Consider the following 22,919-nt stretch of genomic DNA (forward strand, 5'->3'; position numbering starts at 1 on the left):
CCCTTTTTTCATCCGCAAATCTCGCTACGGCTTGGCCGCCACGCTTCGCACTTCAATCTGGTCGAGCGTCCCTTCCACCATCAATCTCACACCGTCCGCCATTCTGCTCAGGGCCAGGGCCACCGAGCGGCGGGAGCCATCTATGTCGTCCGCAAGATCTGCAGCGATGATGCTGATGGACAGCAGGTCTTCCGAGGCGTTGGCTAGAAGAGCTTCGGCGTCGATGTCCGGGTTCAGGCTGAACAGGCCTTCACGGCGTGGGGCCTGAGGGAGGTCGGATTTGCCGAAGTGGTGATCGAGGGCGCGTTCGGCGGCTTCATGTAGTTTTCTTGAATCGAAGGATTCGTAGGGGGAGGTGTCCTCAGTGTTGGCAGTTGAATTGGTCATCGGTGTAAATCCCTTGGAGTAAGAAGAAATTGCTCCCGAATTCGGACTTGCACATCCGGTCACCGAATACCCGATGACGCAGGAAGCCTATCGGTGATCTTCAAGCTCGACTAGTTCATGGACCGCCCCGCACTTCGCAGGAAATTTCCCATAGATTCGCGGGCCGGAAGATCAAAAGATCGCAGGCTTCGCCAGCTCCTACAGGGATGTGTTTCAACAGGTGTAGGACGTTGCTTGCGGAATCGTGACTTGGTGGTCATCGTGCGGGGAATAGTCAGCATCCTCTGCCAACAGCGTCAGATAGTGGCGTTATCGTCCGAATCCCTTACACTGCCCCGGCCGTTCATTTTCCTTTTGAGGCTGTGCGCATGAAATTTCGTTTTCTTCTGTGGATGATGGGTTTGTTGATGGGTAAGGCCAGCCGGACAAATCCTGCGTTCCAGCAGCAGTTGGGTGACAAGGACCTGGTGTTTCAGCTGCAGACCCTGGATGGGAAAGTGGCGCGGCATTTTGTGGTGAAGAATCAGCGCATCACCAGCAAGTCTGGGGTGGTGGCGGAGCCGGCGTTTGCGATTGCGTTTAAAGATGCCGGTTATGGCTTTGCGACGATGCAGGCGAAGAACAAGCAGTTGGCGTTTATGCAGGGCATTCAGGACAAGTCGATCCAGCTCAAGGGTAATCCGGCGCTGGTGATGTGGTTTCAGGGGTTGATGAAGTATTTGGTGCCGAGGAAGGCTAAGCCTAAGGCTTGAGCCTTTGGTGACGCGGAGCGTGGGAACGATCAGTGGCGGTCTGGTAGACCGAGTTGGATTCTTCGCGAGCAGGCTCGCTCCCACAGGGATTTGTGTAAATCCTGGGGAGCGGGCCTGTTTCGTTTTAGGCCTGGCTGAACTGCGAAGCCAGTTCGCGCAGCAGCACTTCGGCTTCGAGGACTTTGCTGACGACGTCATTGGCCTTGTCGCGAGTCAAACCCACACGCTCAAGCAGCGCGTCGGGGATGTCTTCGTCCGGCCCAGAGCCAATCCCGCGACTGCGCAGCAGGCGCACGGCCAGGCAGACGAGGTTCGGGTATTCGGCGTAGGCGCCGTCGTAGCTTGGGTCGTGCTGGAAGCGCAGGGCGGTGGCCAGCTCATCAGGCATGTCCCAGTAGCGCATCAGCCACGAGCCGATCTGTTCGCGGCTGATACCGAGCAGGTGTTGCTCGATGTAGCTGTGGCACAGGTGCGGGTTGACCTCCAGGTGGCGGCAGATCAGCGAGAAGTGCGGCGGGAACACGTGGGCCAGCAGCAGGTAACCGAAGTTGTGCAGCAAGCCAGCCAAGTAGGTCAGGCCGGCTTCCGGGCGCTGGGCGCGCGGCATGGCGCGGGTCAGGCCTTCGATGACGGCGGCGGTGTAGATCGACTGCTGCCAGTACGGTGTGGTGTGTTGCGGGTGGTCTTTCGGCAGGCTCAGGGTCTTGCCGAGGGCCAGGCCCAGCGCCAGGTTGATCACCAGATCGAAGCCCAGCACGCGAACGATCGCGTCTTCCACCGAGCGGATCTTGCCCGGCGAGGCGTAATACGGCGACGCTGCCCAGCTCACCACCTGCGCAGCCAGCGCCGGGTCGGTTTCAACGACGCCGGTGATGTCGTCGATGGTGGCGTTGGGGTCGACGCGCAGCTTGATGATTTTTTGCGCGGTTTCGGCCAGCGGTGGAATCTCGATGGTCGCTTCCAGACGCTGCTGAATGCGCCGCGCAGTGAACGCCTGCACTGCCTGGGTGATTTCCTCGCGGTCATCGTCCGGGCGGTCGAGATTGGGGCGGATGCTGCTCAGGGCTTCGCCGAAGTTGGCGGCGCTGGCCTTGGTCAGCATCGATTTGAAGTCTTCGCTGGTGATTTCCAGCAGCAGGCCCGGCTCGCCGGAGTTGATCAGCAGCTTCGGCTCGCGCAGCAGGCTTTCCTCGTAGAGGCACGGCGAACTGGTGAGCGCCGGCAGGCCCGGCAGCAGGCTCAGGTTGTGTTTGCCGAGCATCTTTTCCAGACGCTCGGTGGACACGGCGGTTAGGCGGCGACCAGTGAGTTCGGCGAGGCGATTGAGGTCGAGCAACTGGCTCTGTGGAAACAGCACCATCAGCGCGCCCACGGCGTCATCCAGCAACACGGCCTGGACCTTGCGCGAAGCATTGAGGCCGTGGTGGTCGAGCACTTCTTCGTAGGCGATACCCAGCTTGCCAAGCAGCAGCCGAATTACAGACGGCGCGTGCGGGAGTTCGGGGGCGAGAGCTGCGTCAGTCATGGTCTGTATCCGTTTTTGAAACAATGGCAGGAGTATAACCAGCTCTGTAGGAACGATCCTGCACAAACTGCGACGGTGCTCACACTTGGCCGTATTGCTGCCCATGCCGCAGCCAACGGTCGAGCAACGGGCTGACGTGGGTCGGCCAGCGCTCCAGCAAGGCCTGGGCGGCATCGCGCACGGCGGGCAACAAATCGGCGTCGCGCATCAGGTCGGCGACCTTGAATTGCAGCAGGCCGGTCTGGCGGGTGCCGAGCATTTCCCCGGGGCCGCGCAGTTCGAGGTCCTTTTCGGCGATGACGAAACCGTCGTTGGTCTCGCGCATGATGCCCAGGCGCTGGCGGCCGATCTGCGACAGCGGCGGATGGTAGAGCAGCACGCAATGGCTGGCGGCGCTGCCCCGGCCGACTCGGCCACGCAACTGGTGCAGTTGCGCGAGGCCGAGGCGCTCGGGGTTTTCGATGATCATCAGGCTGGCGTTGGGCACGTCGACGCCGACTTCGATCACCGTGGTCGCGACCAGCAGTTGCAGGTTGCCGGCCTTGAACTCGGCCATCACCGCAGCCTTTTCGACCGGCTTCATGCGGCCGTGAATCAGCCCGACTTTCAATTCGCCAAGGGCGGCGGTCAGGTCTTCGAACGTGGTTTCGGCGGCTTGGCAGGTCAGCTCTTCGGACTCTTCGATCAGCGTGCACACCCAATAGGCCTGACGCCCCTCGGCACAGGCGCTGCGCACTCGTTCGATGACTTCGACGCGGCGGGTGTCAGTGACCAGCACGGTGTTGACCGGGGTTCGGCCGGGCGGCAATTCGTCGAGGATCGAGGTGTCGAGGTCGGCGTAGGCACTCATCGCCAGTGTCCGCGGGATCGGCGTGGCAGTCATGATCAGTTGGTGCGGGCACATGCGCCCGCCGACGCCTTTCTGCCGCAGCGCCAGACGCTGTTGCACGCCGAAGCGGTGCTGTTCGTCGATGATCACCAGCGCGAGGTTCTTGAACTGTACTTCGTCCTGAAACAGCGCGTGGGTGCCGACCACCATCGGTGTACCACTGGCGATCTGCTCCAGCGCAGCGACGCGGTTCTTGCCCTTGAGCTTGCCGGCCAGCCACGCGACTTCAATGCCCAGCGGTTCGAGCCAGCGCTTGAAGGTGATGAAGTGCTGTTCGGCGAGAATCTCGGTCGGCGCCATCAGCGCGACCTGATAACCGGCCTCCAGCGCTTGCAGTGCGGCGAGGGCGGCGACCACGGTTTTCCCCGCGCCAACGTCACCCTGAATCAGGCGCAGCATCGGTTCGTGCTGGCTGAGGTCGTAGGCGATTTCGTTGCCGACGCGCTGTTGCGCGCCGGTCGGGTTGAAACCGAGGTTTTTCAGGTATTTCGGTGGCAGTTTCGTGGCTTTCGGCATTGCCGGCGCGCGCAGTGAACGCATGCTTTCGCGCAGACGCTGCTGCGACAGTTGATGCGTCAGTAATTCTTCAAAGGCCAGGCGATGCTGGGCCCAGTGATGACCGAGGGCGAGTTCATCGACGTCGGCATCGGCGGGCGGGTTGTGCAGGTAGCGGATCGCATCGGCCAGCGGCGCCAGTTGATAGTCGCGGGCGAGCTCGGTCGGCAGCCAGTCGGGCAGGGTGCTTGGCTTGAGCAGCGTCAGGGTCTGCATGCACAACTGGCGCAGGCGCTGCTGGGTCAGGCCTTCGGTGAGCGGGTAGACAGGGGTCAGGGTTTCATCCACTGGCGGCGGTTCGTCGCCGGTGATGGCGCGGTATTCCGGGTGGTAGATTTCCAGGCCTGATGCGCCGGGCCGGGCTTCGCCGTAGCAGCGAACCCGCGTGCCGCGTTTGAGGCCTTCTTTCTGCGCGTTGCTGAAATGGTAGAAGCGCAGACTCAGGCCGCCGGTGCCGTCCTGCAAGCGCACGACCAGACTGCGGCGGCGGCCCATGACCACATCGGCGCCGCTGACGGTGCCTTCGACCACGGCGTCCTGTCCCGGCCGCAACGCGCCGATCGGCACCACGCGGGTGCGATCCTGGTAACGCAGCGGCAGGTGGAACAGCACGTCCTGCAGATTCTCCAGGCCGACCTTGGCCAATTTCTCGGCCATGGCCTCGCCGACACCCTTGAGTGCCGTCACCGACACTTGCGACAGCTCCGTCATGACGCTCGCTTAACCGGCCGTAACCGGCGCGGCAGGCTTGGCCACCGAGCACAGGCGAATGGAGTCGGCGAGGATCTCGATGGCTTTCGGCCGTGGGAAGCTCGCGCGCCAGGCGATCGCCACGGTGCGGAACGGCACTGGCGCGGTCAGTGGGCGCACTTCAATCACGCCCGGAGCGTAGTGATGGCTGTCCACCGCGGACAGCGGCAGGATCGAAATACCCAGGCCGGACGCGACCATGTGGCGAATGGTTTCCAGCGAGCTGGACTCGACCGTGGTGTGCTTGGCGCCGTCGTTGCCCTTGGTCAGGGTCGGGCAGGCTTCGAGCACCTGATCGCGGAAGCAATGGCCTTCACCGAGCAGCAGCAGGCTCTTGTCGTTGAGCAGGCCGGCGTCGATGGATTCTTTCTTGGTCCACGGGTGCTGGGCCGGCATGAGCACGTAGAACGGTTCGTCATACAGCGGCAGGGTCAGCACGTCGGCTTCGTTGAACGGCAGGGCGATGATGATCGCGTCGAGCTCGCCGTTGCGCAGTTTGTCGCGCAGCACGTGGGTGAAGTTTTCTTCGATGTACAACGGCATCTGCGGGGCAACCCGGTGCAGTTGTGGAATCAGGTGCGGGAACAGATACGGGCCGACGGTGTAGATCGCGCCGACTTTCAGCGGTGCGGTCAGCTGGTTCTTGCCGGCCTGGGCCAGTTCGCGGATGCCCTGGGCCTGTTCCAGCACTTTTTGCGCCTGGGCGACGATGCCTTCGCCGACCGGGGTCAGGCGCACGGCACTTTTGCTGCGCTCGAAAATCAGCACACCGAGTTCGTCTTCAAGTTTTTTCACGCCCACCGACAGCGTCGGCTGACTGACGTGGCAACGCTCGGCGGCATGGCCGAAATGTTGCTCTTGGGCGAGGGTAACGATGTAGCGTAATTCTGTGAGGGTCATAGCAAGCGTCCATGAAGATGCGCGCCAAGCATACCGGCTGCAATCGATAGACGCACGTTATCAGACTGCGGGCTGAGTGCGACACTGGCCAAGGTCGGTTTGCCGCTCGTAAATAAGGCGAAAAGCAAAAGATCGCAGCCTTCGGCAGCTCCTACATTTGGAAATGCGATCCCCTGTAGGAGCTGCCGAAGGCTGCGATCTTTTGATCTTGCTCTTTAGCGGCGACGTTCAAGCGAATAAACAAACGGCGCAACGATTTCGATCGAGCCGTTGTTGAGCATGTCGGCCGGTGGCTTGGGCAGCGGTTGGGCGCGGCGGATCATGTCCAGGGTGGCACGGTCCAGATCAGCGTTGCCGGAGCGGCCCACCAGTTCGAACGACAGCACATTACCTTCGCCATCAACCACGAAGCGCAGACGATTCAAGCCTTCCTTGCCCCGCGACTGTGCACTCTGCGGGTATTTCTTGTACTTCTGCAAATGCGCGAGCAGGGTGCCTTGCCAGCTGGCCTTGGCCGCCAGTTGAGCCGGCGACGGACCCGGTGCAGGCTGGGCGGATTTCTCCGTCGGTGCCTGGGTCGGTTGAGTATCGGCCGGCTTCTCCTCGGAAGGTTTCTCCTTCGGTGGATCAGGCAGCTTCTTCTCGACCGGCTTCGGCGGTTTCGGCTTGGGCTTCGGCTTGGGTTTCGGTACCGCGATTTCCGCTTTCGGTGCTTCAGCCAGTTTCGGGATCGGCAATTCTTCAACCGGAGCCGGTGGCTGCGGCGGTGTGACGACTTTCGGCGGAGCCGGCGGTGGCGGGGCGGGCAACGGAGCCAGCTCGACCATCATTGCCTGCGGCGGCAGTTCGATGGGCGGGCGGGCGGTCCAGTTCAGCGCCAGCGCGATGGCCAGCGCGTGCACGCCCAGCACCACGGCCAGGCTACCGCTGTAACGCGTCAGCTTATGGCGCGTCGTGATCATTTCTTGGCTGCCGTCTCAAGTCCGACCAGACCGACCTTCAGGTAACCGGCGGCGCGCAGGCTATCCATCACGCTCATCAGGTCACCGTAATCCACGCCTTTGTCAGCCTGGAAGAAGATCGTGGTGTCTTTCTTGCCCTGGGTCTTGGCGTCGAGGGTGGCGCCGAGGGTTTCGGCTTTCACTTCGTCGTCGCCGAGGAACAGGCGCTGGTCCGCTTTCACACTGAGAAACACTGGTTTCTCTGGCCGCGGCGCCGGTTTGGCGGTCGAGGCCGGCAGATCGACTTTGATGTCCACAGTGGCCAACGGCGCGGCCACCATGAAGATGATCAACAGCACCAGCATCACGTCGATGAACGGCGTAACGTTGATTTCGTGGTTCTCGGCCAGATCGTCGTCTGCGCCTTCTTTCAAATGCAGGCCCATGGCCGATTACCCCACTTTAACCATGTGCGGCTGCGAGCTGCGCTCAGGCTGGTGGTCGAGATCGCGGCTGACCAGCAGCAGGACTTCTGCCGAGGCATCGGAGACCTGCGCCTTGTAGCCGGCGATGGAGCGGGCGAAGACGTTGTAGATCACCACCGCCGGAATCGCCGCAACCAGACCCAGTGCAGTGGCCAGCAGCGCTTCAGCGATACCTGGGGCCACGACGGCGAGGTTGGTGGTCTGGGTTTTGGCGATGCCGATGAACGAGTTCATGATGCCCCACACGGTACCGAACAGACCGACGAACGGCGCGGTTGAGCCGATGGTGGCGAGGACGCCGGTGCCGCTGCTCATGTTGCGACCACAGGCAGCAACGAGGCGCTCGAGGCGGAAGCTGACACGCTCCTTGATGCCTTCCTTCTCGCGGCTGTTGACCGACAGGCGCATCTCTTCAAGAGCGTCGTGCACCAGCAGGTTGGCGAGGGTGCCTTCCTTGCCGGCCGTGGCGCTGGCTTCTTTGAGGGTGGTGGCTTTTTTCAGTGCGGCGATCTCGCCTCGCAGACGACGCTTGGCGCCCATCAGCTCGAAGCCTTTGGCGATCCAGATGGTCCAGGTGATGATCGAAGCGATAGCGAGACCGATCATCACGATTTTCACGATGATGTCGGCGTTCTGGTACATGCCCCACGGCGACAGGTCGTGGGCCATGCCCAAGGTGTTATCGGCTTCGAGGACTTCAGGTGCGTCGGCCGCGTCGACAGCCTGCACCGGATCGGTGGCGGCGGGTGCAGTCGGAGCGGCAGCGGGTGCGCTCTGCTCGGTGGCGGCTGGGGTGGCTGGCGCTTGAGCGTCGGCGAAGGCCGCGGTCGGTGCCAGCATCAGGCTGAGCAACAGAGCCGCGACAGCGCTCCAGGCGCGAGGTCGAGTGGTTGGCGAAGCGGGATTTTGATTACGTGTCATGCTGGCCGGACCTGAGGTAGAAAAACGTTGTTGCTCTTCCAGGCCTCGTGAGGCCGAGAACAAAAGTGGCGTGCATTATTGCAAGTAATTCTTGTTAACAAAAGTAATAGAGTAACTTTTTTTCCTTCATTGCTAGCCGTTCGTCCTGTGCCAGAGCTAGTCTGTGCCTTTCCGATGGGAGTTTTCTGATGTCCGCGCCTTCTGTTTTGATTGCCGGTTGTGGTGATGTCGGCAGTCGTCTCGCCACGCAATTGCTGGCGGCTGGCTGGCAGGTTCATGGCTTGCGCCGGGATGTTTCCAGGCTGCCGGAGGGCGTCATCGGCGTCGCTGGTGACCTGTTCAGCGAAGAGTGCCCGGCGACTTGGCCGGTGGGCGCTGTGGATTATCTGGTGTATTGCGCTGCGGCCACCGACCACGACGAAGAAGGCTATCGCAAGGCCTACGTGCAAGGTTTGCAGAATGTGCTGAGCTGGCTGGACGACTATGGACAAGTGCCCGAGCGACTGATCTTCGTGTCCAGCAGCAGCGTGTATGGCCAGCAGGACGGAGCCTGGGTGGATGAGACCTCCGAGACTGTCGCTGCCGGTTATTCAGGGCGTTTGATGCTCGAAGCCGAGCAAATTGCGCTCAATAGCGGGATCCCGGCGAGCGTGCTGCGCCTGACCGGCATTTACGGCCCGGGTCGCGAATGGCTGCTGACCCAGGTGCGTCGCGGTTATCGCGTGGCGGTCGAGCCGCCGCTGTATGGCAATCGGATTCATGCCGATGATGCGGCCGGGTTGCTGGCATTCCTGCTGGAAAAAGATCGCGAGGGCGTGAAGCTGGAGCAGCTTTACATCGGTGTCGACGATGCGCCGGCGCCATTGGCCGAGGTGGTGGGCTGGTTGCGCGAATATCTGGGTGTGACTGAATGGGCGGAAGACGCCAGCGTGCGCCGCACCGGCAGCAAGCGTTGCAGCAATGCGCGGGCGAAAGCGTTGGGCTGGGTGCCGAAGTATTCGAGCTACCGCGAAGGCTATGCAGCGATTCTGGAAGGTCGCTAAAAGCAAAAGATCGCAGCCTTCGGCAGCTCCTACAGGAAAATGCATTCCAAAGTAGGAGCTGCCGAAGGCTGCGATCTTTTCAAAGGGTTACTGCTTTTCCAGCAACCACTTGCGCTCACCTGCGGCGAACTGCGGTTGCTCATCCGCCAGCGCAGCATTCACTGCCTGCAGAATCTCCAGCTCCTTGCCCTTGCGCACAAAGATCCAATTGTTGCCCTGGCCATTGAGTTGCAGCCACATGCTGTCGTTGCCATTGCTCATCGACGCGCAATCGCCGGCCAGGCACAAGGCATAACGATCAACGCCCGGAAGGCCGGTCACCTGGCCATCGGCCTGGAACTGCACGGTGCCGCCTTCACCCTGACCGCTGGTGATGGTCCAGTTGCCGCCCAGATACGCCGAATACAGCGCGCGTTCGAAGCTCGCACCGATTGGCGCGCCTTCGGGCACCGGGATCTGTGCGCGATCGAAGAGTTGTTCGGGTTCGTTGTCGCTGGCGGCTTGCTGCAGGCGTCCGCCGTCGCGTTTCAGTTCGCTGGCGGAACTGCCGTAGAAATCGACTTTCCAGGCGCCGGACTCTTGGCCCAGCAACCGTCCTTCGACATTCTCAAAACCGTTGGTGTAGCGAGCCTGACCGGCCTTGGTGTTGACGTCCCATTCCAGATTCGGGCCGTAGGCCTGCAGCGCTTCGCGCAGAGGGCCGCCCTTGGCGGCGGCATCGATCGCCACCTGGTTGATCCAGGTGCCGCTGATGTCACGGTCGGCAGGGTCGCTGGCGCAGCCGCCGAGGAACAGGGCGAGCAGCGAGAGAGCTAGCGCTTTGCGCATGGTGGAATCCTTTCAAAACCTTTTCTTGCAGCAGTCGGCGCGGCGCTGAAGGCCGCGCCGTGCGCATCACTCGATGACCAGAATGGCATCCATTTCAACCTGCGCACCCTTCGGCAGGGCGGCCACGCCGATGGCGGCGCGGGCAGGGTAGGGCTGGTCGAAGTACTTGCCCATGATCTCGTTGACCTTGGCGAAGTGGCTCAGATCGGTGAGGAAAATGTTCAGTTTGACAATGTCCTTGAACGAACCACCGGCAGCTTCGGCCACGGATTTGAGGTTCTCGAAAACCTGGACAGTCTGCGCTTCGAAGCCCTCGACCAGTTCCATGGTTTTCGGGTCCAGAGGGATCTGTCCCGACATGTAAACAGTGTTGCCTGCCTTGATCGCCTGGGAGTAAGTGCCGATGGCGGCCGGGGCCTTGTCGCTGGTGATGACGGTTTTGGTCATGTAGGACTCCTTGTAATTGGCAGGTTATGCACGCATGCGGGTGATGCGGATCACCCCGGTCAAGGCGCGCAGTTTCTTGATCACGCGGGCCAGGTGCACACGGTCGTGGACGCTGACCACCAACTGCACGACGCTGATGCGACCATCGCGTTCGTCCATGCTGATTTTCTCGATATTGCCGTCGGCCGCGTTGACGCTGCTGGCCAGCAGGGCGATCAGGCCGCGCTGGTGTTCCAGTTCGACGCGCAGCTCGACGTTGAATTCGCCGGTGACATCCTTGGCCCACGAGAGCTGGATGCATTTTTCCGGGTTGTGCCTGATTTCGCTGATGTTGCGGCAGTTGTCCAGGTGCACGACCATGCCTTTGCCCGCCGACAGGTGCCCGACGATCGGGTCGCCCGGGATCGGCGTGCAGCACTTGGCGTAGCTGAGCACCAGGCCTTCGGTACCGCGAATCGCCAGTGGACCTTCCGGACTCGGCAACTGTTCGCCTTCGCCGAGCAGGCGCCGGGCCACCACGTAGGCCATGCGGTTGCCCAGGCCAATGTCTTCGAGCAGGTCTTCGATCAGTTCGAGGCGGTACTCGGTGAGCATCGCCTTCACGCGCTCGGCCGGAATTTTTTCCAGTGAGCTGTCGAAACCGTTGAGCACCTTGTTCAGCAGGCGTTCGCCGAGGCTGATGGACTCGGAACGGCGTTGCAGTTTCAGCGCATGGCGGATGTGCGTACGCGCCTTGCCGGTGACCACGAAGTTGAGCCACGCCGGGTTCGGCCGGGCGCCGGGGGCGCTGACGATCTCGACCGTGGAGCCGCTTTGCAGCGGTTCGGACAGCGGCGCGAGTCGGCGATTGATCCGGCAGGCGATGCAGCTGTTGCCGACGTCGGTGTGCACCGCGTAGGCGAAGTCGACCGCTGTGGAGCCTTTCGGCAGCTCCATGATCCGGCCTTTGGGCGTGAACACGTAGACTTCGTCCGGGAACAGGTCGATCTTCACGCTTTCGATGAATTCCAGCGAGTTGCCGGCGCGTTGTTGCATTTCCAGCACACCCTTGACCCACTGGCGCGCGCGGGCGTGAGTGCCTTTCGGTTGCTCGTCGCCACTGGATTTGTACAGCCAATGGGCAGCGATGCCGTTGTTGGCCATCTCTTCCATTTCGCGGGTGCGGATCTGGATTTCGATCGGCACGCCGTGCATGCCGAACAACGTGGTATGCAGCGACTGATAGCCGTTGGCCTTGGGGATCGCGATGTAATCCTTGAAGCGCCCTGGCAACGGTTTGTACAAATTATGCACAGCGCCCAGTACGCGGTAGCAGGTATCGACCTTGTCGACGATGATCCGGAACGCGTAGACGTCCATGATCTCGTTGAAGGCCCGACGCTTGCCGCGCATTTTCTTGTAGATGCCGTAGAGGTGTTTCTGCCGACCGCTGACTTCGCCCTGGATGCCGTCGATGGCGAGGCAGTGGCCGAGGGACTCTTCGATCTTGTTGACGATTTCCTTGCGGTTGCCCCGGGCGCGTTTGACCGCCTGGTAGATCCGCGCGGAACGCATCGGGTGCATCGCCTTGAAACCGAGGTCTTCGAACTCGATGCGGATCGCATGCATACCCAAGCGGTTGGCGATCGGCGCATAGATCTCCAGGGTTTCCTTGGCGATCCGCCGGCGTTTTTCGCCGGACAGCACTTCCAGCGTGCGCATGTTGTGCAGGCGGTCGGCGAGCTTGACCAGGATCACGCGAATGTCGCGGGCCATGGCCATGGCCATTTTCTGGAAGTTTTCCGCCTGCGCTTCGGCTTTGGTCTCGAAGTTCATCTGGGTCAGCTTACTGACCCCGTCGACCAGCTCGGCCACGGTTTCACCGAACTGCGCTTGCAGCGCCTCTTTGGCGATACCGGTGTCTTCGATCACGTCATGCAGCATTGCGGCCATCAGGCTCTGATGGTCCATGTGCATATCGGCAAGAATATTCGCCACCGCAAGAGGATGCGTGACGTACGCCTCGCCACTGCGACGGCGTTGACCGTCATGGGCTTGTTCGGCGTAGAAATACGCTCGGCGGACCAGGTTGACCTGGTCGTCGCCGAGGTAGGTCGATAAGCGATCGGCGAGGGCGTCTATGCTCGGCATGATGATTCCTGCCGAAAGCTGTGACCCCGCGCCGTGCTACGTCGACCAGGCATAGGCTTAGACGGCCTCGTTCGACTCGTCCTCGAACGCTGCGAACAGCGGTTCATCCTGGACGATTTCCTGTTCGGCGATGAACTCGTAGCTCATGAGGCCTTCAGCAATTTCACGCAGCGCGACTACGGTCGGCTTGTCGTTTTCCCACTGCACCAATGGCTCTTTGCCGCCGGTGGCCAGTTGACGGGCACGCTTGGTAGAGAGCATGACCAGCTCAAAGCGGTTTTCCACGTGTTCTAGGCAGTCTTCAACGGTTACGCGGGCCATGGTATTCCTCGGAGCGAATGCAATATGCGCGCTGCCCGGTTGGGCGAGCGGACTGAGCAGTTTAAAAAATCACCAGCGATTAGGGAAGCGCTGATTTTTTGACCAGACCCTTCAACGCGCTGCAAGCTCCAATGTAAAGCGCTTGCAGGCATTTTGGGAAGTGATGATTTAGCCGAGCAATTCAGCCAGCAATTTGCCGAAACGCACTTGCTGGCGTTTCTGTTGCAGTTGATTGGCACGGAAAATCGCTTTCAGATCGTCCAGCGCGTGGGCGAAATCGTCGTTGATGATCAGGTAATCGTAATCGACGTAGTGGCTCATCTCGCTGACCGCTTCGCGCATGCGGCCGTCGATGATCTCGTCGCTGTCCTGGCCACGGTTGGTCAGGCGCTGGTGCAGGGCTTGCAGCGATGGCGGCAGGATGAAGATCGAGCGCGCCTGCGGCATCAGCTTGCGCACTTGCTCGGCGCCTTGCCAATCGATTTCCAGAATCAGGTCATGACCTTCGTCCAGCGTCTGTTGCAGGCGGCTTTGCGAAGTGCCGTAGAAGTTGCCGAAGACTTCGGCGCGTTCAAGGAAGTCACCATGCTCGCCCATTTTCACGAACTCTTCGCGGGTCACGAAGTGGTAGTTCACGCCGTCCACTTCACCCGGACGCATGGCGCGGGTGGTGTGCGAGACCGAAACGCGGATCTCCGGATCGGCGTCGGTCAACGCCTTGACCAGACTGCTCTTGCCCGCGCCCGATGGCGCGGAAATGATGTACAGGGTGCCGGTGTGTTGGGTCATGTCGGGGTAGCCTTACTCAATGTTCTGCACTTGTTCGCGCATCTGCTCGATCAACACCTTGAGGTTGACGGCGGCCTGGGTGCTGCGCGGGTCGAAGGCCTTGGAGCCCAGTGTGTTGGCCTCGCGGTTGAGCTCCTGCATCAGGAAGTCCAGACGCCGCCCGGCGGCACCGCCGGACTTGAGCACCCGGCGAACTTCGATGATGTGGGTGCTCAGGCGATCCAGTTCTTCGGCTACGTCGCTTTTTTGCGCGAGGATGACCATTTCCTGTTCCAGACGCTGCGGGTCGAGTTCGGCCTTCATGTCAGCAAAGCGGTCGAGGACTTTCTGGCGCTGGGTGGCGAGCATCTGCGGCACCAGTTCACGCAGGGTCACCACGTCTTCTTCGATGGACGTCAGGCGATCATTGATCAAGCGAGCCAGCTCCGCGCCTTCGCGCTCGCGGCCAGCCTTCAGATCCTTCAAACCCTGATTGAACAGCGCCAGCGCTTCGGCGTTCAATGCTTGCGGGTCGGTCGCATCGGCCACCAGAACGCCGGGCCAGGCCAGCACTTCCAGGGGATTCAGTGCGGCGGGATTCTTGATCAGCCCGGCAACGGTTTCCGCAGCGGCAACCAGTTGCGCAGCGCGCTCGCGGTCGACTTGCAGCGGCTTGCCGGTGCTCTCCTCGGTGAAGCGCAGCGTGCACTCCAATTTGCCCCGCGACAGGCCCTGACGCAGCGCTTCACGCACGGCGCCCTCGAGGTCGCGAAACGATTCGGGCAAACGCAGGTGCGGTTCCAGATAGCGGCTGTTGACCGAGCGCAGTTCCCAGCTCAGGGTGCCCTGAACACCGGCTTTCTCGACGCGGGCGAAGGCGGTCATGCTGTGCACCATGGCGGTGACCTCGCAATGCAGATCGGCGCGAAACGCTGTTTCGCAGGCGCGATTTCAATGAATTTAAGCCGACTGGCAGCAAAGGCGCAGGATTGTAGCGCAGTGCGGCGAATGCGCCCAAACACACGGTGTGACAAAGCGCTGCAGCCCGTCGGTTATGCACGCTTGAGGGGCTTCGGTCGTCGGCCGGCAGTTTTAACCAGTGCCCACTCGCGGTGCAGCGCTCTATAATGCTCGGCAGTTTTCCGTCCTCAGTACAGGTATCCCTATGAAACGTCCAAGTGGTCGCGCTGCCGATCAGCTCCGCTCGATCCGCATCACCCGCAACTACACCAAACACGCCGAGGGATCCGTACTGGTCGAATTCGGTGACACCAAAGTCATCTGCACCGTCAGCGTCGAGAACGGCGTGCCGCGTTTCCTCAAAGGCCAGGGCCAGGGCTGGCTGACTGCCGAGTACGGCATGCTGCCGCGCGCCACCGGCGAGCGTAACCAGCGTGAAGCCAGCCGTGGCAAGCAGGGCGGACGTACTCTGGAAATCCAGCGTCTGATCGGCCGTTCCCTGCGCGCGGCGCTGGACATGTCCAAGCTCGGCGACGTGACCCTGTATGTCGATTGCGACGTGATCCAGGCCGATGGCGGTACTCGCACCGCGTCCATCACCGGCGCCATGGTTGCGCTGGTCGATGCCTTGAAAGTGATCAAGAAGCGCGGCGGCCTGAAAGGCGGCGACCCGCTCAAGCAGATGATCGGTGCAGTCTCGGTGGGCATGTACCAGGGCGAGCCGGTGCTGGATCTGGACTATCTTGAAGATTCCGCTGCTGAAACCGACCTGAACGTCGTGATGACCAGCACCGGTGGTTTCATCGAAGTGCAGGGCACCGCCGAAGGCGCGCCGTTCCAGCCTGAAGACCTGAACGCCATGCTGGAACTGGCGAAGAAAGGCATGAACGAGATTTTCGAACTGCAGAAGGCCGCACTGGCCGACTGAGGTTCTTGACCACAAGGAGGACGTGATGAGTGACGAGCAAGAGTTGCTGCCCAAACCGAGTCAGCAGGTTCGCCAATGGGCGATGTTCTGTCACTTGTCCGCCTTGCTGGGGATCTGGCTTCCATTCGGCAATCTGATCGGGCCGCTGATTCTTTGGCAGATGAAGCGCGAGAAGGACCCTTTCATCGATGCGCAGGGCAAAGAAGCGCTGAATTTTCAGATCACTGTGGCGATTGCCTCAATGATCTGCTTCCTGCTCATGCTGCTGATCATCGGTTTCTTCCTGTTTGGTTTGCTGGCGATCGCGGCGCTGGTCCTGACGATCATTGCAGGTGTCAAAGCCAACGAAGGTTTCCCCTACAGATATCCGTTCACCTGGCGATTGATCAAGTGAAAGTCTGTTGTATCGCAATATGAAAATGCCCCGACTTATCGGGGCATTTTTATTTGTGCAACTAAATAATTGGGTTTTGTTGTAGGACTAGTCTGTTAACGATGTGCGGCTTGGAATTTATTTACTGATATTTTTCAATTACATCTTTGGTCACAACTGATCAGGCAAGTGTATATTCCTGTCCTTGTTATTCGCGCAAGCTGGTTGTTAAAGTTGCCCGGTGTAATGTTTCGATTGAAACATTTCGATATGTTCAAGCCATCGATGGCACTTGAACTCCCCAGTAATCAGTGTTGAGAAAATCAGCCGGTTCACCGGTCGGGCCCAGGTAACAGCTCGCCTCGTGAATACTTAGCCAAGAATAATCCACATGATTCAGCTCGATTTTTACGGCACGCTCGTGGCCGCTTCCTTAGTATTACTGCTCGGACGCGGACTTGTTGCGCGTGTTGGCTTTCTGCGAAGTTACAATATTCCCGAGCCGGTAGCGGGCGGCCTGCTGGTCGCGTTGCTGTTATTGATATTGCGAACTATGGATATCGAAGTTCGCTTCGATACATCATTGCAGACACCGTTGATGTTGGCTTTCTTTGCCACGATTGGCTTGAGCGCAGACCTTGCCAGTCTGAAGAAGGGCGGTCGCATTGTCGGCATCTTCCTGCTGGCCGTCATCGGTTTGCTGGTGGTGCAGAACGCCATGGGCATCGGGCTGGCAACCCTGCTCGGACTCGATCCTTTGATGGGCTTGCTGACGGGCTCGATCACGCTGGCCGGCGGCCACGGTACTGGCGCTGCATGGGGCGCGGTGTTCAGCGAGAAATATGGTCTGGCCTCGGCTTCGGAGCTGGCGCTGGCCTCAGCCACGTTCGGTCTGGTCCTGGGTGGCCTGATCGGTGGGCCGGTTGCGCGGTTGCTGATCAAGCGGGTGCAAGTGCCGGGGTGCAATCAGCAGCAAGCGCCGCGACTGCCAAGAGGGTTTGAGCAGCCGAACAAAGAACGTTCGATCACGCCTTTTTCGTTTGTCGAGACACTGGCGCTGATTGCCGTCAGCTTGCTCGCGGGCAATCTTTTGAATGGCTTGCTGCATGGCACTGCTTTCGAACTGCCGACGTTTGTTTGCGTGCTGTTTGTGGGTGTGGTTTTGCGCAACAGTCTGTCAGCGCTTGGCTTGTATCAGGTATTCGAGCGTGAAGTTTCTGTGCTCGGCAATGTCAGCCTCTCGCTGTTTCTGGCGATCGCGCTGATGTCGCTGAAGTTGTGGGATCTGGCAGCGCTGGCATTGCCGATCTTCATCATTCTGGCCGTGCAGGCGCTGGTCATGGCGCTGTTCGCGATTTTCGTGACGTTCCGCGTGATGGGCAGCAACTATGATGCCGCCGTGCTCGCCGCGGGGCATTGCGGCTTTGGTCTGGGTGCCACGCCGACGGCCATTGCCAACATGCAAGCAGTCACGCAGCGGTATGGGCCTTCGCAGATCGCGTTCCTGGTGGTGCCGATGGTCGGGGCGTTCTTCATCGATATCGTCAACGTCATCGTGATCAAGCTGTACCTGACCTTGCCATTCTTCGCTGCGGTCTAGGAAGCACGGCGCATAAAAAATGCCCGCATCTCACGATGCGGGCATTTTCTTTGGCTGCGATAAAACGCTTAGATGGTCAGCGTCCAGTCGTAGTCGACGATCAACGGTGCGTGCTGCGAGAACCGTGGCTGACGCGGCAGGCGTGCGCTGCGCACCGAGCGACGCAGGCCCGGGGTCAGGATCTGGTAATCGAAGCGCCAGCCCAGATTGAGCATCTCGGCCTGTTCGTTATCCGGCCACCAGCTGTACTGGTCGCCTTCACGGCTGACTTCACGCAGTGCATCGACATAGCCCATGTTGCCGACAATCTCGTCCATCCAGGCGCGTTCCGGCGCCAGGAAGCCTGGAGACTGCTGGCTGTCGCGCCAGTTCTTGATGTCGAGTTTCTGCTGCGCAACGTACAGCGAGCCACAGTAAATGTACTCGCGACGTTTGCGTCGCTGTTTGTCCAGGTACTTGCCGAAATCGTCCATGAGCTTGAACTTCTGGTTCAAGTCCTCATCGCCGTTCATCCCCGAAGGAAACAGCAAGGTGGCAATACTGACTTTGTCGAAATCTGCTTGCAGGTAGCGCCCGTAGCGGTCGGCCGTCTCGAAACCGAGACCGCTGATGACAGCCTTCGGTTGCAACCGCGAATACAAAGCCACACCACCTTGGGCAGGGACTTCGGCATCGCAGGCATAAAGGAAGTAGCCATCCAGTTGGAAGGCTGGGTCATCCAGTTCAAAGGCGGAGGCACGGGTGTCCTGCAGGCAGATGACGTCGGCATTCTGGGCTTGCAGCCAACTGAGCAAACCGCGCTCGACTGCCGCCTGAATACCATTGACGTTCACACTGATGATCCGCATAAATGGCCCCAAAAATCGCGTGCGTGTATGATACACGGCGTCAAGCTAATTAGCTAAATCCGTGGTATTTGGGGTTTTTTTCATGCAAGCGTATCAGCGCGATTTCATTCGTTTTGCCATCGATCGCGGCGTTTTGCGCTTCGGTGAGTTCACCCTGAAGTCCGGGCGCACCAGTCCCTACTTCTTCAACGCTGGCCTGTTCAACTCGGGTTCGGCCCTAGCGCAACTGGGGCGTTTTTACGCTGCGGCCATCGCCGAAAGCGGCATCCCCTTCGACGTTCTGTTTGGCCCGGCCTACAAAGGCATTCCACTGGCGGCGACTACCGCCGTTGCGCTGGCCGAGCATCACGACCGTGACCTGCCATGGTGCTTCAACCGCAAGGAAGCCAAGGCCCACGGCGAGGGCGGCAGCCTGGTTGGCGCACCGCTGACTGGCGAAGTCTTGATCATCGACGACGTAATCACCGCCGGCACCGCCATTCGCGAAGTGATGCAGATCATCGCTTCCCAGGACGGCGCCAAGGCCGCCGGCGTGCTGATCGCGCTGAACCGTCAGGAGCGTGGCAACGGCGAGTTGTCGGCGATCCAGGAAGTCGAGCGCGACTTCGGCATCCCGGTAATCAGCATCGTGTCGCTGAATCAAGTGTTGGAGTTCCTCGCCGACGATCCACAGCTCAAGCAGCACCTGCCAGCCGTGGAAGCCTATCGCGCCCAATTTGGCGTGTGATACGCACTTGTAGGAGCTGCCGAAGGCTGCGATCTTTTGATCTGGAAAAACAACATCAAAAGATCGCAGCCTTCGGCAGCTCCTACACGGGTCTAACGCAGTTTTTGCCATTTGATCAGCAGTCTCAGCGCCAGTCCGACATTGACCAGCGCAAACACCAGCAGCGCTACAACCACCATTACATACAACGTGCGATCCACATCGAAATCCCACAAATCCAGCGTGCTGCTGTCGATGATGCCAACCGCAGCCGGCAAGTTGACGTAAAACAGCGCCACAAACGCGCACGTCAGTGGCAATGCTCGCCAGTAGAAAGCAGCCATCACGTTTTCTCGACTGCGCTTTCGGCCCTGCGAACCCTTTTGAAACTCATCCTCAGTCAGCGCTGCATTGAGCGCCGGCCACGCCAGATTGAACATGAACGTAGTCAGGGTCAGCAGCAAGCCACTGACCGCGACGATGTCACTGAACGGCATTCAGACCCAGCGTTGCGCAAAGCAATGCATGGGAATCTTCGCTGATCTCGAACTGCCCGGCGCTGCCCTTGCGTTTGGTGATGGGTTTGAAGGTCGGCTCGTTTTGGGTGATGAGCATGTTCAACTCATCACGAATCACGTCCGAGCTGATCACCACCAGAAAGACGTTTTGCGCATGCTCGGCGGATTCGATCACCGCGCGCATGCTGTGCTGCAGGATGTCATCAAGCTGGTTGCGAAAGCGCGAAACGGTGTTCTTCAGCAGGGTTTTGCTTTGGCTCTGGGTCAGTTGAAAGATCGTCGATATCTGCGATTCGGTCGGCAGGGTCTGCCCGAAGTAACTTTGAATCAGGTAGAGCAGGCGATCCTGTTTGGCTTCGTCAGCGCGGCTGGGCATACCGCCTTCGACCAGCATTTTCAGGTATTCGGTCAGGCTGGCCTTGGCGATGCGCTCCAGCGCGTGGGCGATTTCAGCATCGCCGATGCGCAAGGTCTTTTTCACCGGTTCCTTTTGTTCCTGCTCGAAAGCGTCGGCGTCGATCGTGAACGAGATCTGCATGGATCAGGCACTCCGGATTATTTGTCGCTGGCGGCTGGGTAGGGATCCTGAGGCGCATCTCCCTGGCCACGCAGCACTTTCCAACCCTTGAGAGGATGAGACGCTTCCGTGAAGTCAGGGCAGGGCGGCATCGAAGTCTGCGAGGGGGCTGAATACTCTCGGCCGCAGTCCACGCAAGCATAAGTACCTGCTGAAATGTCACTGCCGTAAGGAACGCTGTCTTTTTGCATGGGAAGATCTCCGCTGGATGAGGGGAAGATCCTAGGGAGATTTATTCTGAAGGGATGTCGGACGTTTCGCAGTGTTAAGTCAGGCGTTTCTCTCGCGCACAAAAAAGATCGCAGCGTTCGTCAGTTCCTGCAAAAGCGGATTCTCGCATGTGCGAAATCCCTGTAGGAGCTGCCGAAGGCTGCGATCTTTGCTTTCAGCGATTAGCGATCAAGGACGCTTGCGATTGCTGATCAGCGTACCCACTCCGGTGTCAGTGAAGATTTCCAGCAGGATCGCATTCGGCACACGACCGTCGATGATCAACGAACTGCCAACACCACCCTGAACCGCTTCCAGTGCACAACGGATCTTCGGCAGCATGCCGCCGTAGATCGTGCCGTCAGCGATCAGGTCGTCGACCTGCTGCGTGCTCAGGCCGGTCAGCACGGTGCCCGATTTGTCCATCAGGCCGGCGATGTTGGTCAGCAGCATCAGCTTTTCGGCCTTCAGCGCTTCGGCAACCTTGCCCGCCACCAGGTCGGCGTTGATGTTGTAGGACTCACCGTTTTCACCCACGCCGATCGGCGCGATGACCGGGATGAAGTTGCCTTTGACCAGCAGGTTCAGCAGCTCGGTATTGATCCCGACTACTTCGCCGACGTGGCCGATGTCGATGATTTCCGGCTGGGTCATCTCCGGGGTCTGGCGGGAGACGGTGAGCTTCTTCGCCCGGATCAGCCCGGCATCTTTACCGGTCAGGCCGATCGCGCTGCCGCCATGGCGGTTGATCAGGTTGACGATGCTTTTGTTGACCTGACCGCCGAGGACCATTTCCACCACGTCCATGGTCGCCGCGTCGGTGACGCGCATGCCGTCGACGAAATGGCTTTCGATCGACAGGCGCTTGAGCAGGTCACCGATCTGCGGGCCGCCACCGTGCACGACCACCGGGTTGATGCCCACGGCTTTCATCAGCACGATGTCGCGGGCGAAGCCGGTTTTCAGCTCCTCGCTTTCCATCGCGTTGCCGCCGTATTTGATCACCAGGGTCTTGCCGACATAGCGTCGGATGTAAGGCAGCGCTTCGGACAGGACCTTGGCAGTGTTGGCGGCGGCTTCGCGTTCGAGGGTCATTCAGGGCTCCGGGTGGATCAGAACGGTAGTTGGAGATCAGGTGCAACGCGTTTCAGTTGGGCGTGGAACACATCCTTGATGCGCTGCAATTCAGCCTCGTCATCGGCCTCGAAGCGCAGCACCAGCACCGGTGTGGTGTTGGACGCGCGCACCAGGCCCCAGCCTTTGGCGTAATCGACCCGCACGCCGTCAATGGTGGTCAGGTCGGCGCCTTCGCCCCACTGAGCATCGTGCAGTGCATCAATGATGCTGAATTTGCTCTCTTCGGTCACATGGATATTTATTTCCGGCGTGGAAATATCGTTCGGGAAGGTCGCAAACAGCTCTTCCGCGGTGGATTTTTCCTTGCTGAGGATCTCCAGCAGACGCGCGGCGCTGTAGATGCCGTCGTCGAAACCGAACCAGCGTTCCTTGAAGAAGATGTGCCCGCTCATTTCGCCGGCCAACAGCGCGCCGGATTGTTTCATTTTCTTTTTGATCAACGAGTGACCGGTCTTCCACATTAGCGGCCGACCGCCGTATTCCTTGATCAGCGGCACCAGGCGACGGGTGCATTTGACGTCGAAGATGATTTCCGCGTCCGGGTTACGCGCCACTACGTCGCGGGCGAACAGCATCAGCAGACGATCCGGATAGACGATGCTGCCGGTGTTGGTCACCACGCCAACGCGGTCGCCGTCGCCGTCGAAGGCCAGGCCGATATCGGCGTTGGTCTCTTTGACCTTGGCGATCAGGTCGACGAGGTTCTCCGGTTTGCCCGGATCCGGATGATGGTTCGGGAAGTTGCCGTCGACTTCGCAGAACAGCGGGATGACTTCGCAGTTCAGCGCTTCGATCAGTTGCGGGGCGATAACGCCGGCCGCGCCGTTGCCGCAGTCGACCACGACTTTCAGGCGCCGGGCCAGTTTGATGTCCTGGACGATTTCGGTGTTGTAGCGGTCGAGGATTTCGACTTGGGTGACGCTGCCCTGGCCAGTGCTCAGGTCATTGTTCTTGATGCGCTCGTGCAGCACTTGAATCTGTTCGTTGGCAAGGGTGTCGCCGGCGATCACGATCTTGAAGCCGTTGTAATTGGACGGGTTATGGCTGCCGGTGAGCATCACCCCGGACTTGCCGGCCAGCACGTTGGCGGCGTAATACAGCGCTGGCGTTGGCACCAGGCCGACATCGCTGACGTGGCAGCCGCTCTCGGCGATGCCGCGAATGAGTTCCGCGACCAGCTCCGGGCCGGACAGGCGACCGTCGCGACCGACCGACACGTTCGGTTCGCCCTGAGCCAGGCTCTGAGAGCCGATGGCGCGACCGATCCAATAAGCGGTTTCACCGTTGAGGAATTCCGGCACGGTGCCACGAATGTCGTAGGCGCGGAAAATGCTGTCAGGCAGCTTCGGGGCGATCTTGGCGGGGGTGTTCATCTGCGGAAATGCTCCATCTCGAAAAGGGCGGGACAGACCGGCGAAAT

Annotated in this window: 23 protein-coding genes and 1 pseudogene; 6 read left to right on the top strand and 18 right to left on the bottom strand. The window is 60.2% G+C overall.

Translation table 11 applies throughout. The annotated features are described in order from the left end of the window. Nucleotides 1-24: 24 nt before the first annotated feature. Nucleotides 25-387, bottom strand: a complete 363-nt coding sequence (locus AC0Z4S_RS07590) for a DUF6124 family protein (RefSeq protein WP_083353825.1) — start codon at nucleotides 385-387, stop codon at nucleotides 25-27. Nucleotides 388-755: 368 nt separating this feature from the next. Here AC0Z4S_RS07590 and AC0Z4S_RS07595 point away from each other — a divergent pair, with 368 nt between their 5' ends. Beyond that, the gene (locus AC0Z4S_RS07595; protein ID WP_064389575.1) at nucleotides 756-1,139 is read left to right on the top strand and encodes a helicase; all 384 of its coding nucleotides are present in this window, start codon (nucleotides 756-758) and stop codon (nucleotides 1,137-1,139) included. Nucleotides 1,140-1,263: 124 nt separating this feature from the next. Here AC0Z4S_RS07595 and AC0Z4S_RS07600 read toward each other — a convergent pair whose 3' ends face one another. From AC0Z4S_RS07600 to exbB, 6 genes are all read right to left on the bottom strand, one after another. Next, the gene (locus tag AC0Z4S_RS07600; protein WP_485622584.1) at nucleotides 1,264-2,664 is read right to left on the bottom strand and encodes an aminoacyl-tRNA deacylase and HDOD domain-containing protein; all 1,401 of its coding nucleotides are present in this window, start codon (nucleotides 2,662-2,664) and stop codon (nucleotides 1,264-1,266) included. Nucleotides 2,665-2,743: 79 nt separating this feature from the next. Then, nucleotides 2,744-4,819: an ATP-dependent DNA helicase RecG gene (gene recG / locus AC0Z4S_RS07605; protein ID WP_041476627.1), complete on the bottom strand. Its 2,076-nt coding sequence runs from the start codon at nucleotides 4,817-4,819 to the stop codon at nucleotides 2,744-2,746. Nucleotides 4,820-4,828: 9 nt separating this feature from the next. Further along, nucleotides 4,829-5,758 (bottom strand): hydrogen peroxide-inducible genes activator, encoded by a 930-nt coding sequence (locus AC0Z4S_RS07610; RefSeq protein WP_024014805.1) that lies wholly within the window; start codon nucleotides 5,756-5,758, stop codon nucleotides 4,829-4,831. Nucleotides 5,759-5,973: 215 nt separating this feature from the next. Continuing rightward, on the bottom strand, nucleotides 5,974-6,720 hold the full coding sequence (locus AC0Z4S_RS07615; protein ID WP_041476628.1) for a TonB family protein: 747 nt from the start codon (nucleotides 6,718-6,720) through the stop codon (nucleotides 5,974-5,976). Beyond that, on the bottom strand, nucleotides 6,717-7,145 hold the full coding sequence (gene exbD, locus AC0Z4S_RS07620; RefSeq protein WP_016772535.1) for a TonB system transport protein ExbD: 429 nt from the start codon (nucleotides 7,143-7,145) through the stop codon (nucleotides 6,717-6,719). The genes AC0Z4S_RS07615 and exbD overlap by 4 nt, the downstream gene beginning before the upstream one ends. A gap of 6 nt (nucleotides 7,146-7,151) precedes the next feature. Further along, a complete protein-coding gene (exbB, locus tag AC0Z4S_RS07625; protein ID WP_485622585.1) occupies nucleotides 7,152-8,105 on the bottom strand; it encodes a tonB-system energizer ExbB in 954 nt (317 codons plus the stop codon). A gap of 188 nt (nucleotides 8,106-8,293) precedes the next feature. On the opposite strand from exbB, the gene AC0Z4S_RS07630 reads away from it, so the two are divergent. Beyond that, on the top strand, nucleotides 8,294-9,148 hold the full coding sequence (locus AC0Z4S_RS07630) for an SDR family oxidoreductase (protein ID WP_485622586.1): 855 nt from the start codon (nucleotides 8,294-8,296) through the stop codon (nucleotides 9,146-9,148). An 87-nt stretch (nucleotides 9,149-9,235) separates the two neighbouring features. On the opposite strand, the gene AC0Z4S_RS07635 is transcribed toward AC0Z4S_RS07630, so the two are convergent. From AC0Z4S_RS07635 to AC0Z4S_RS07660, 6 genes are all read right to left on the bottom strand, one after another. Then, nucleotides 9,236-9,976, bottom strand: a complete 741-nt coding sequence (locus AC0Z4S_RS07635) for a hypothetical protein (protein ID WP_042608111.1) — start codon at nucleotides 9,974-9,976, stop codon at nucleotides 9,236-9,238. A 66-nt stretch (nucleotides 9,977-10,042) separates the two neighbouring features. After that, nucleotides 10,043-10,423, bottom strand: coding sequence for a RidA family protein (locus tag AC0Z4S_RS07640; RefSeq protein ID WP_078739772.1), 381 nt, complete (start codon nucleotides 10,421-10,423; stop codon nucleotides 10,043-10,045). 24 nt (nucleotides 10,424-10,447) lie between these two features. Next, nucleotides 10,448-12,553 carry a bifunctional GTP diphosphokinase/guanosine-3',5'-bis pyrophosphate 3'-pyrophosphohydrolase gene (gene spoT, locus AC0Z4S_RS07645; RefSeq protein ID WP_485622587.1) on the bottom strand — a complete coding sequence of 702 codons (2,106 nt, stop codon included), beginning with the start codon at nucleotides 12,551-12,553 and terminating at the stop codon, nucleotides 10,448-10,450. A gap of 57 nt (nucleotides 12,554-12,610) precedes the next feature. After that, nucleotides 12,611-12,874, bottom strand: coding sequence for a DNA-directed RNA polymerase subunit omega (rpoZ, locus tag AC0Z4S_RS07650; protein ID WP_008030604.1), 264 nt, complete (start codon nucleotides 12,872-12,874; stop codon nucleotides 12,611-12,613). A gap of 168 nt (nucleotides 12,875-13,042) precedes the next feature. Next, nucleotides 13,043-13,663 carry a guanylate kinase gene (gene gmk / locus AC0Z4S_RS07655; protein WP_039757364.1) on the bottom strand — a complete coding sequence of 207 codons (621 nt, stop codon included), beginning with the start codon at nucleotides 13,661-13,663 and terminating at the stop codon, nucleotides 13,043-13,045. Between the two features lie 12 nt (nucleotides 13,664-13,675). Next, nucleotides 13,676-14,539, bottom strand: a complete 864-nt coding sequence (locus AC0Z4S_RS07660) for a YicC/YloC family endoribonuclease (RefSeq protein ID WP_016770639.1) — start codon at nucleotides 14,537-14,539, stop codon at nucleotides 13,676-13,678. A 268-nt stretch (nucleotides 14,540-14,807) separates the two neighbouring features. Between AC0Z4S_RS07660 and rph the strand changes: the two genes are divergently transcribed. From rph to gltS, 3 genes are all read left to right on the top strand, one after another. Further along, the gene (rph, locus tag AC0Z4S_RS07665) at nucleotides 14,808-15,530 is read left to right on the top strand and encodes a ribonuclease PH (RefSeq protein WP_027610407.1); all 723 of its coding nucleotides are present in this window, start codon (nucleotides 14,808-14,810) and stop codon (nucleotides 15,528-15,530) included. A 25-nt stretch (nucleotides 15,531-15,555) separates the two neighbouring features. Beyond that, entirely contained in the window at nucleotides 15,556-15,924 is a 369-nt protein-coding gene (locus tag AC0Z4S_RS07670) for a DUF4870 domain-containing protein (RefSeq protein ID WP_485622588.1), read from the top strand. Nucleotides 15,925-16,294: 370 nt separating this feature from the next. Further along, entirely contained in the window at nucleotides 16,295-17,503 is a 1,209-nt protein-coding gene (gene gltS, locus AC0Z4S_RS07675; protein WP_253497199.1) for a sodium/glutamate symporter, read from the top strand. Nucleotides 17,504-17,571: 68 nt separating this feature from the next. Here gltS and AC0Z4S_RS07680 read toward each other — a convergent pair whose 3' ends face one another. Next, nucleotides 17,572-18,351: an exodeoxyribonuclease III gene (locus AC0Z4S_RS07680; RefSeq protein WP_016772543.1), complete on the bottom strand. Its 780-nt coding sequence runs from the start codon at nucleotides 18,349-18,351 to the stop codon at nucleotides 17,572-17,574. A gap of 82 nt (nucleotides 18,352-18,433) precedes the next feature. Here AC0Z4S_RS07680 and pyrE point away from each other — a divergent pair, with 82 nt between their 5' ends. Beyond that, the gene (gene pyrE, locus AC0Z4S_RS07685; protein WP_042608114.1) at nucleotides 18,434-19,078 is read left to right on the top strand and encodes an orotate phosphoribosyltransferase; all 645 of its coding nucleotides are present in this window, start codon (nucleotides 18,434-18,436) and stop codon (nucleotides 19,076-19,078) included. 92 nt (nucleotides 19,079-19,170) lie between these two features. Here pyrE and AC0Z4S_RS07690 read toward each other — a convergent pair whose 3' ends face one another. The 4 genes and pseudogenes from AC0Z4S_RS07690 to AC0Z4S_RS07705 form a co-directional block, all read right to left on the bottom strand. Then, a complete protein-coding gene (locus AC0Z4S_RS07690) occupies nucleotides 19,171-19,554 on the bottom strand; it encodes a hypothetical protein (protein WP_485622589.1) in 384 nt (127 codons plus the stop codon). Beyond that, the gene (locus AC0Z4S_RS07695) at nucleotides 19,541-20,113 is read right to left on the bottom strand and encodes a hypothetical protein (protein WP_123441840.1); all 573 of its coding nucleotides are present in this window, start codon (nucleotides 20,111-20,113) and stop codon (nucleotides 19,541-19,543) included. Before AC0Z4S_RS07695 ends, AC0Z4S_RS07690 begins: the two co-directional genes overlap by 14 nt. Before the next feature lie 438 nt (nucleotides 20,114-20,551). After that, the gene (gene argB, locus AC0Z4S_RS07700) at nucleotides 20,552-21,457 is read right to left on the bottom strand and encodes an acetylglutamate kinase (protein ID WP_016772548.1); all 906 of its coding nucleotides are present in this window, start codon (nucleotides 21,455-21,457) and stop codon (nucleotides 20,552-20,554) included. Nucleotides 21,458-21,474: 17 nt separating this feature from the next. Continuing rightward, nucleotides 21,475-22,851, bottom strand: a pseudogene (locus AC0Z4S_RS07705) (phosphomannomutase/phosphoglucomutase); the annotation flags it as partial. Nucleotides 22,852-22,919 lie beyond the last annotated feature (68 nt).

It is taken from the genome of Pseudomonas sp. 1L-B-1-E-C1, assembly GCF_057291835.1.